This window comes from Comamonas nitrativorans (assembly GCF_042654765.1).
GTDB lineage: Bacteria > Pseudomonadota > Gammaproteobacteria > Burkholderiales > Burkholderiaceae_C > Comamonas > Comamonas nitrativorans.
Map to the genome: position 1 here is coordinate 1 of NZ_JBHSEW010000024.1, position 9,242 is coordinate 9,242.

Here is a 9,242-nt window from a genome sequence, read left to right on the forward strand (position 1 = left end):
ATGAAACCGGCATGGTTGACGATGTTCTTGGCGTTGAACATGAGTACGTATTGCAGCGCCACAGTACCGATCAGGCTGATGAGCGAGCCGGCAAAAATAAACTCCAGCATGGCTGCGCCGCGCTGGGACGGTCTTGCAGCGTGCTGGCCGCCAGAAGAAAGGGAAGAAGAGCGGTGTGAAGCTGAAAAAGCAGCGTGCAGTGCAGGCATGGGAATGTTCGTTTACTATCAATAGTAGAGCTGTTCTCGCTTGCCAATAAAGAAACTTATAATCATTTCTATCTGAATATCAATAGATTCAATCGCAAAGCGCTTTGTTTATCGAAGCAAGCATTCCATTGGATGTACCAAATCCAGGGCATCTACAGGTAGGTGATATTGCTCCAGCAACGCCGGATCACCTCTTGCAGGCTCTGCATCTTTCCCGCCTGGGTATAAATCTGCCCAACGACCGGATATCTGCCTTCCTGCTGGCCGACGAACACCTTCACATCCATTGCCATGCCTTGCGCACGCCCCTGAAAGTCGCCTTCAAAGCCCTCCAAAATGCCCCAGCGGGCTGGGCGCACCGCCATCGCCCGCGTCTGCCCCTGGTTCAGGCCATAGTTCAGACCAGCCCGACGAATTGCGGTATCGGCAACCGTTTCAAACAAGTGCTGCGGTACGCGCTCACTGCGCCATGCGCTGATGGTGATGGCGGCTGACGGCGTGTAGTTGTCCGGCGACTGCGCGGTAAAGGTCGGCGGGGTGCCTGCCAGCAGCCCGGTCTCCCAAGCTGGCTCGGCCTCCGTCCAAATTTCAAGGCCCAGCGCCTTCACCTTGTGGACGGTCATGGGCCGCAAATACCCGCTTTCCGGGGGGAATGGCGTGACGCGCGGGGACGTATCGGTTTGCTGCGCCAAAGCCAGTCCAGGCAAAACACCACCGCCAGCCGATGCCAGCAGGGACAACAACAGGCACCGCCGCGCCTCAAGGGCTGACGGTTTGTGCATACCAAGGGGGACTGCACTCATATCTACAACCCACTGCCAGCAGCAGAGCGGGAAAACGCGCTTCCCATGCCCAGCAACGCCAGCACAAGAACCGCCAGGATGCCAGGCCAGCGGCGGCTACGGGCAAAGGCCATGCGCCAATTCAGGCGACTGAACAGAAACAGCACCCCCCACACCAAAAGGTAACTGACCAGCACACGGCCCAAAAAATTGCCCAAAAGATAAGAAATGCTTGACGACATGGCTCTCTGCCTTAGAACGTGTTCAACAACTTCGGTGTGACGCGCAACAGGCGCTCAACCCAACTGCACAACCTGCCAGCCCTCGTCGTCCTGCACCATCCATTGCAGGGAAAGCCGGTGCGTCGGCTCTTCATCGTCGTACATCATCTGCGCCGCCTCGATCGCCTTGGCATGGCTTTGCGGGCGGGCGCTGTCCAGGGCAAAAAGATAGTTACGGGTAGGGGCACACAGCAGCATCTGCCCCTCGGGCTGCAACTCCTCTTTCAGCAAAGCAAGAGCGCCGGGGTGCAGCAGGCAGCACGCCTCCAGATTCGTGAACGTGCCCGGATTGCCCACACGCAGCAGGCAACCGCCATCGTCAGGAATGATGCGCACAGAAGCATCGTTCACCTGCACGGCTGTGTTCTGCACGGCAAGATCACGCACCTGCGCAGGCGTTACCCCCGCCTGTTCCAACAGCCCCGGCGTGGCCATGATGAACTCCTGCGGCATATCGAACGCATAGCTGACGATCAGCTCACCGCACAACGGCTGGGTGTAGGGCATCTGCGTCTCAGGCACGCCATGCGCATGCAGCGCCCGCAAAAAATTCTGATGCTTGATTCGCACCACCAGATTGTTGGCCGACGGCTGCAAGGCAGCAGGCGCTTGCGAAGTGGCCTGAGTGGCACGGTTGTCTTGAAATTTACCAAACAGTTTCTGAAGCAAGGTCATGGTGATGGAATAGTTCTTGGTGGATAAAAAAAGTGAATAAATATCTGCTTGCAATTACAAGCCCAGCAACTCCGGCGGCAAGTGCAAGGCGGCACTCAATGCCAGCCATTCAGCATGGAACTCGCTGCGAATCAGCACTGCCTGCCAGTTATCGCCCCCATCGTCCAGCGCCTGCCAGGTGTAGCCCTGGGCAGCCGCCCAGGCGGTGGCTTGCTGCATCAGCATTTCGCAGCGGGCGGGGCCTGCCGGTGGGGCGTCGGGCGGGGTGAGCTCGGCCAGCGGGCGCTGGGTTGCCAGAGCATCGATTTGCGCTTGCAGGGTATCGGGGTCTTTTAAATCCGCCCGCACGGCATGGCCGTTGCCACTGAGTTGATCGAGTACCTCGTCCCAGGAATTTTTCAGACTGCGCAGCGTCCCCAAGGCTTCCAGGGTATCGGTGCAAGCGTTTTTATCGCCATCGCACGTCAGTTCCAGCCAGCGTTTGTAGCCTTTGGCCTTGCTTTTATGCAGATCGATTTTCTTGGGCGGTGGCGGGGGCATGACCGGAATACCGGCTCCTACGCCCTCGGTCCGCCAGGCATCGCGGGTATGACGCACATGGGCGCGGTAGTAATCCACCAGATCGCGGGGGTAGTAGGGATGGTCACGGAAAGCGCTGTCGTCCAAGTCCCAGGCGCATACGGCCAATGCCACTTCGTAGGCAAATTCATAAAAGCCATTGTCATGGTCGACCGGCCTAGGTTTGCTGCGATCCAACCAAGTGTATTTGCGCTCAGGCTTCCAACCATAGGGTTTCATCCTATGGTTCCACCGTTCCATGTACTGCGCCAAGGCCGCTTCTTTACCTACCTTATCTGGTACAGAAAGTGCTTTTTGCAACGAGATCAATAAATTTGGACGATGATATATCTCTAACTTATTATATGTTTTTTGTATTCCCCAACTAGGATAAAACGCCTTGATTAAAATATCTATCACATAACTACCAGATTTTCCATCTCTGACAAATTGCATCCAATTATTTAGAATCAGAGAGTCTTTTGCAACAAAAAACATCAACGATATAAATCGCAACTCTCCTCCAAGTCTGCGTGTATCCAATATCCTACCACTCACACTATCCTCGGACTGCTGAAGATATTCAGCACAATATTTTATATAGAACAATCCAATTTTTTTAGCAAAAGAAACAGAATTATTGATGTAATCTTCCAACAAATTCAAAGGTACACCGGAACTATACGCGGTGCAGCAAAATTCTGCCACATGCAAGATACAGTTGTGCGTATAATTTAATTTTTTTGCTACATCTGACAAGAAACCAACATCAAATCCCATTTCCAATACTTCAAGATTTTTAAGAAGTATATCTTTATATAAGAAATTCAATTCATTTTCATAAAAATGAAAGTCTGGCATTGGGTCGCGAGGAGGAAAGTCTCTATAACTGTCAGATATTTCTTTAATTATAGAAAAATATTTATTCATGGTAATACCCTTGCCATTGGTGCCCTTCACCGAAGTTTTGCCGCTCATGTCGTGCGCTGGCCGTTTCGGCCCCAGACCGGGATTTTTGCCATGACCGCAAGGTTATGGCGATGGAATATTTCTTGGCGGATAAAAAATCTGCTTGCACCTACTGGCCCAACACCCCCGGCGGCAAGTGCAAGGCGGCACTCAATGCCAGCCATTCAGCATGGAACTCGCTGCGAATCAGCACTGCCTGCCAGTTATCGCCCCCATCGTCCAGCGCCTGCCAGGTGTAGCCCTGGGCAGCCGCCCAGGCGGTGGCTTGCTGCATCAGCATTTCGCAGCGGGCGGGGCCTGCCGGTGGGGCGTCGGGCGGGGTGAGCTCGGCCAGCGGGCGCTGGGTTGCCAGAGCATCGATTTGCGCTTGCAGGGTATCGGGGTCTTTTAAATCCGCCCGCACGGCATGGCCGTTGCCACTGAGTTGATCGAGTACCTCGTCCCAGGAATTTTTCAGACTGCGCAGCGTCCCCAAGGCTTCCAGGGTATCGGTGCAAGCGTTTTTATCGCCATCGCACGTCAGTTCCAGCCAGCGTTTGTAGCCTTTGGCCTTGCTTTTATGCAGATCGATTTTCTTGGGCGGTGGCGGGGGCATGACCGGAATACCGGCACCGATGCCCTCAGGCCGCCAGGCATCGCGGGTATGACGCACATGGGCGCGGTAGTAATCCACCAGATCGCGGGGGTAGTAGGGATGGTCACGGAAAGCGCTGTCGTCCAAGTCCCAACCGCACACCACCAAAGCGGCTTCATAGGCGAATTTCAAAAACAGATCGTCCCCATAACCCGGCCTGGGGTCATAGTTGCGCTTGGGCTTCCAGCCAAAGGGCCGCATCATGCCGTTCCACTGGGCCATATAGCGTTCGATGCCGGCTTGTTTGCCTGCTTTGCCCGGGGCAGATAACACCGTTTGCAGGCCATGATGCATACGGATATTGTCGTAGCGATCGAGCTTTCCGTATTTCTTGGAAATGGGCCAATCGGGAATAAAGCTGCGGGCCAGTACGTCGCCAACGTAAGAACTATTGGGGCTGTTTCCTCCCTCTGTAAGCTGCATCCAACGCTTCAAGATGGTGGTATCTTGCACCATTAACAACGCCTGCTGAATGATTGGCATCATTATTTTATAAAAAGAATATTTAATATTCTCTTTAGGGAGTTTATTTTCTTCCGCTAAAAATTCTATATTGAGGTGAAGTACCTTTTCAGTGATTGGAAGTAATTCAATCAGAAGTCTTTCCAGTGTTTCAATAGATGTACCATTGGCATAAAGAAAATTCTGAATTATATCAAACCTAATAAGAAACCATCTGCTTGCAAAAGCACGGTTTTTTATCTCCGGCAATTCAGTAACATTAAATTTATTTTGAGCATAATTCATGCTTTTTAAAAAATAATGAACTTCATGTTCCAGTGATCTTTTGTACCCTATTGGGTCTGGTATAGGATCACGATAATTAAAATTATCAATGCTATTAATACAAAGAGATTGAATGAAATTTTCCATATTCTTTATCTTCTGCAATATTTGATATTAAGGCACCCATTCACCACCGTAAACAGACCTATCACTGGCGTTACCTGGAGTTTGAATTTTTCCATAACTGACCCGTCCATCACCATCAACTTGTGCAATAACGCGCTGAATTTCCCCTCCTTCAAACGCATCAGTCATCTTTTGCTTCTCTGGTGAATGATCTAACTTATTCAAATGTTGTTTAATCCAGTTCTCACTCATCTGATCGCCATTCTTTGTTGAGCACAAATCGCCTTTGCATCCTTCAGCAACAGTTGACCGATCAATAGCACCCGTAGTCTTGACTTCCACAATGATGTATTTGCCATCCTTTTCATAAATAGCATCAATGCCCTGTTTGCCACGGTAATTGGCAAACGAATTGGCATCATCGCCGACCCCGTGAACCATCTTCCAGCCAGCATTCTCCAAGTCCTGGCGTACCAGGCGCTCGCCAACATAGCCTTTCACGCTGGCATTGGTACTTTTGCCGGGTTCGTTCAAATCAATATCCTTGCCATCAAGGCCCTTCACCGAAGTTTTGCCACTCATGTCGGGCGCTGGCCGTTTCGGCCCCAGGCCGGGATTTTTGCCATGACCGCAAGGTCATGGCGATGGAATAGTTCTTGGTGGATAAAAAAGTGGATAAATATCTGCTTGCAATTACAAGCCCAGCAACCCCGGCGGCAAGTGCAAGGCGGCACTCAACGCCAGCCATTCAGCATGGAACTCGCTGCGAATCAGCACTGCCTGCCAGTTATCGCCCCCATCGTCCAGCGCCTGCCAGGTGTAACCCTGGGCAGCCGCCCAGGCGGGGGCTTGCTGCATCAGCATTTCGCAGCGAGCGGGGCCTGCCGGTGGGTCGTCGGGCGGGGTGAACTCGGCCAGCGGGCGTTGGGTTGCCAAGGCATCGATTTGCGCTTGCAGGGTATCGGGGTCTTTTAAATCCGCCCGCACGGCATGGCCGTTGCCGCTGAGTTGATCGAGTACCTCGTCCCAGGAATTTTTCAGACTGCGCAGCGTCCCCAAGGCTTCCAGGGTATCGGTGCAGGCGTTTTTATCGCCATCGCAGGTCAGTTCCAGCCAGCGTTTGTAGCCTTTGGCCTTGCTTTTATGCAGATCGATTTTCTTGGGCGGTGGCGGGGGCATGACCGGAATACCGGCACCGATGCCCTCGGGCCGCCAGGCATCGCGGGTGTGACGCACATGGGCGCGGTAGTAATCCACCAGATCGCGGGGGTAGTAGGGATGGTCACGGAAAGCGCTGTCGTCCAAGTCCCAACCGCACACCACCAAAGCGGCTTCATAGGCGAATGCCAAAAACAGATCATCCCCATAGCCCGGCCTGGGGTCATAGTTGCGCTTGGGCTTCCAGCCAAAGGGCCGCATCATGCCGTTCCACTGGGCCATATAGCGTTCGATACCGGCTTGTTTGCCTGCTTTGTCCGGGGCAGATAACACCGTTTGCAGGCCATGATGCATACGGATATTGTCGTAACGATCGAGCTTTCTGTATTTCTTGGCAATGGGCCAATCTGGAGTAAAACTGCGAACGAGCACATCTCCGATATAAAAATGACCATGCCCAGTAACCTTCATCCAACGCCGCAAAGTATTAGGGTCTTGGACGATCATAAATACTTGTTGAATAAGGGTTGTAAAAATAGAGAAACCGTAAGAAACTTCCTCTTCTACTAAATTCTTCGCTTCGGCTTCAAAACGAATTCTAAGAGGGCGTAATTTCTCAATAAAAAGAAGTGCATCAGAAAGATGTTGACTCACCACTTCAATGCCATCCCCTCGGGAATAGAATAAATCCTGCATAATAATAATAGAAGAAAAAGCAGACCGAATAACACCCCAGCGATGCCCTGCGTCCAAAAGCTCTGGATGATTGAAATCAGCTTTTGCATAATCAATACACTTTGATAAATAGTATAAGTTTTTCTCTAATAATTTTTCATAAAGATTTATATTAGACATAGGGTCGCGAAAACTATTTTCTTCATGATTTTTTATCTGTAGAGAATTATATAAATTTTCTAAATTCATAATATTATTCATCCTGCATTTTTAAAATATAAGATTTTATGGAGTCCAGGCGCCGCCATATACAGCTCTTGTCGCACTACTCCCCTCACTCGACAAAGAATCACCATCAGGGGTTTTTACGGTTCCATATTTGATACTTCCTTGTCCATCCACTTCTACAATAACACGCTCAACTTTCCCTGGCTGCTTAAATTCATCAATGATTTTTTTATTTTCTGGCGAGTCATCTAATTTATTCAAATGTTGTTTAATCCAGTTCTCACTCATCTGATCGCCATTCTTTGTTAAACACAAATCGCCTTTGCATCCTTCAGCAACAGTTGGTCGATCAATAGCACCCGTAGTCTTGACTTCCACAATGATGTATTTGCCATCCTTTTCATAAATGGCATCAATGCCCTGTTTTCCACGGTAATTCGTAAACGAATTGGCATCATCGCCAACTCCGTGGACCATCTTCCAGCCAGCATTCTCCAAGTCCTGGCGTACCAGGCGCTCGCCAACATAGCCTTTCGCGCTGGCATTGGTACTTTTGCCGGGTTCGTTCAAATTAATATCCTTGCCATCGGGGCCCTTCACCGATGTTTTGCCACTCATGTCGGGCGCTGGCCGTTTCGGCCCCAGGCCGGGTTTTTTGCCATTGCCCGCTACAGGCAGAGGACAACTGGCGTTGTGCGCCCAAATCCCACGCTCGCCCACAAAGTAGCTGGGCGTGTTTTGGACTTCAAAGTTGAACACTTGCACTGGCTCGGCCACCGCGCGGTTGCCCAATACCAGTACGTCCCCTTCCTGGGCGGCGATGACTTCATCGACGGCAATGTCCCGCACGGGTTTCCAGCCGTAGCCTTGTACCCATAGCGGGTGTTCGTCGGTCAGGTAATAGGTTTCGTCTTCTGTGATCAGCTCCCGGTATCCGGGGGCCTGGCGGCTGAAGGTGTGGCGCACTTGCTGGGGCGCATCGCTCCAGTTGCGGGTGTTGCGCGAGAGTACGCTTTGCCCTGCTGTCACGCGGTCGATATCGATCAGGCTGCCGTCGGCACTGAGGATGGGCGTGCCCGCCACAAAGCTGGCGCACGCTTCGATAGCAGCTCTGGCCAGTTTGTCGTGGGTCAGCGGCCCGGAGAATTTGGCAATCTTGCTGCCGATTTTGAGCAGCACTGCCGGGTTGATGTTGCGCCCCAGTACCAACCCCAGGTCGTAACTGCCGCACTGTGTGGCACGGGTGATGTCATCGACCACTTCCTGGCCCATGGCAACTGCCAGCGCCTGGGCTGTGCCTTTGGGGTCATCGATGAAGGATTTGATCAGGCTGCCCAGGCCCTGGATGGTCTCCAGCGGGTCTGAGACCAGCGCCCACAGGTCATCGATCTGCTGGCCCATGCCTTTGACGAAGCCAACGGCAAAGTCCCAGATCGGTTCGAGCAGCGGCTTGATGATCCAGCGTTCGACAAGGTTCAGCTCCCCATCGGTACGCTGTTCGCCTTCGCAAACGTCTTCCAGGAAGCGGCAGTTGTTTTCTTCTGCCCATTTGCGCTTGGCCTCGGCGCTGCCAAAGCACATGGGCGGAGGCTTGCAGATTTTGACGGTGATGCCCCCTGCGCCATTCGGTGGAGAAGCCGGTTGCTCCTGCCCCCAGGCGCTGGTGCCAGCGCTGGCAATAAGGACTGCGATGAGCCATTGGCAAAGAAGGAGCGCCCACAGGCGACGCAGGCATTTCGTTAAAAACATGGTTCGGCCCACCCATCGCCGGAATTGCCGGGGTCATCTCCTCCGCTGCCTTCGCCGGGGCCGCTGCCCGCGCCTGAGCCATCCTCAATCACGGTGCAACCAACGGTGACGCATCCAGGCGGCGCCTTGCCAGGAGGCTCAAGAAAACCAGGGTCCACCGGATGCCCGCCATTGCCTTGCCCTGGAATCGAAATCAGATTCGTGCTTTCCACCCCATCGCTTTGCATTTGCACCGTAACGTGTGTCACTAAAGGAATGCGCCGCTGGGCATACAGCTCGCTCAGAAACGGGTCTTGCCCATCGTCGGCCCACTTGAGCAAAAACTGGGTCACGGTGCTGGCCAGCGGCACCTTCAATGCGTAACCGTGGGTGATCTTGAGTTTGAGTACGTTCGCATCCTGCAGGTTTTGCCCCGATTTGCTTTTGACAGCCTGGCGGCTGCGCAGTCCAAGGTTGGCGTTGGGAATCGCTC

General features: G+C 52.6%; 8 protein-coding genes and 2 pseudogenes. All 10 read right to left on the reverse strand.

Annotation, left to right across the window (positions count from 1 at the left end; translation table 11 throughout):
• Window positions 1–209 (reverse strand): annotated as a pseudogene (locus tag ACFO3A_RS15545) (hypothetical protein); the annotation flags it as partial.
• A gap of 152 nt (window positions 210–361) precedes the next feature.
• Window positions 362–832 (reverse strand): hypothetical protein, encoded by a 471-nt coding sequence (locus ACFO3A_RS15550; protein WP_377728221.1) that lies wholly within the window; start codon window positions 830–832, stop codon window positions 362–364.
• 182 nt (window positions 833–1,014) lie between these two features.
• The gene (locus tag ACFO3A_RS15555) at window positions 1,015–1,233 is read right to left on the reverse strand and encodes a hypothetical protein (protein WP_377728222.1); all 219 of its coding nucleotides are present in this window, start codon (window positions 1,231–1,233) and stop codon (window positions 1,015–1,017) included.
• Between the two features lie 54 nt (window positions 1,234–1,287).
• A complete protein-coding gene (locus tag ACFO3A_RS15560; RefSeq protein WP_377728223.1) occupies window positions 1,288–1,947 on the reverse strand; it encodes a hypothetical protein in 660 nt (219 codons plus the stop codon).
• A gap of 54 nt (window positions 1,948–2,001) precedes the next feature.
• Window positions 2,002–3,483 (reverse strand): DUF6630 family protein, encoded by a 1,482-nt coding sequence (locus ACFO3A_RS15565; protein WP_377728224.1) that lies wholly within the window; start codon window positions 3,481–3,483, stop codon window positions 2,002–2,004.
• Between the two features lie 100 nt (window positions 3,484–3,583).
• Window positions 3,584–4,981 (reverse strand): DUF6630 family protein, encoded by a 1,398-nt coding sequence (locus tag ACFO3A_RS15570; RefSeq protein ID WP_377728225.1) that lies wholly within the window; start codon window positions 4,979–4,981, stop codon window positions 3,584–3,586.
• Window positions 4,982–5,008: 27 nt separating this feature from the next.
• Entirely contained in the window at window positions 5,009–5,542 is a 534-nt protein-coding gene (locus tag ACFO3A_RS15575; RefSeq protein WP_377728226.1) for a hypothetical protein, read from the reverse strand.
• A 111-nt stretch (window positions 5,543–5,653) separates the two neighbouring features.
• Window positions 5,654–7,054 carry a DUF6630 family protein gene (locus ACFO3A_RS15580; RefSeq protein WP_377728227.1) on the reverse strand — a complete coding sequence of 467 codons (1,401 nt, stop codon included), beginning with the start codon at window positions 7,052–7,054 and terminating at the stop codon, window positions 5,654–5,656.
• A gap of 24 nt (window positions 7,055–7,078) precedes the next feature.
• Window positions 7,079–8,770, reverse strand: coding sequence for a polymorphic toxin-type HINT domain-containing protein (locus ACFO3A_RS15585; RefSeq protein WP_377728228.1), 1,692 nt, complete (start codon window positions 8,768–8,770; stop codon window positions 7,079–7,081).
• A pseudogene (locus tag ACFO3A_RS15590) lies at window positions 8,761–9,242 on the reverse strand (pilus assembly protein); the annotation flags it as partial. The pseudogene ACFO3A_RS15590 and the gene ACFO3A_RS15585, both read right to left, overlap by 10 nt.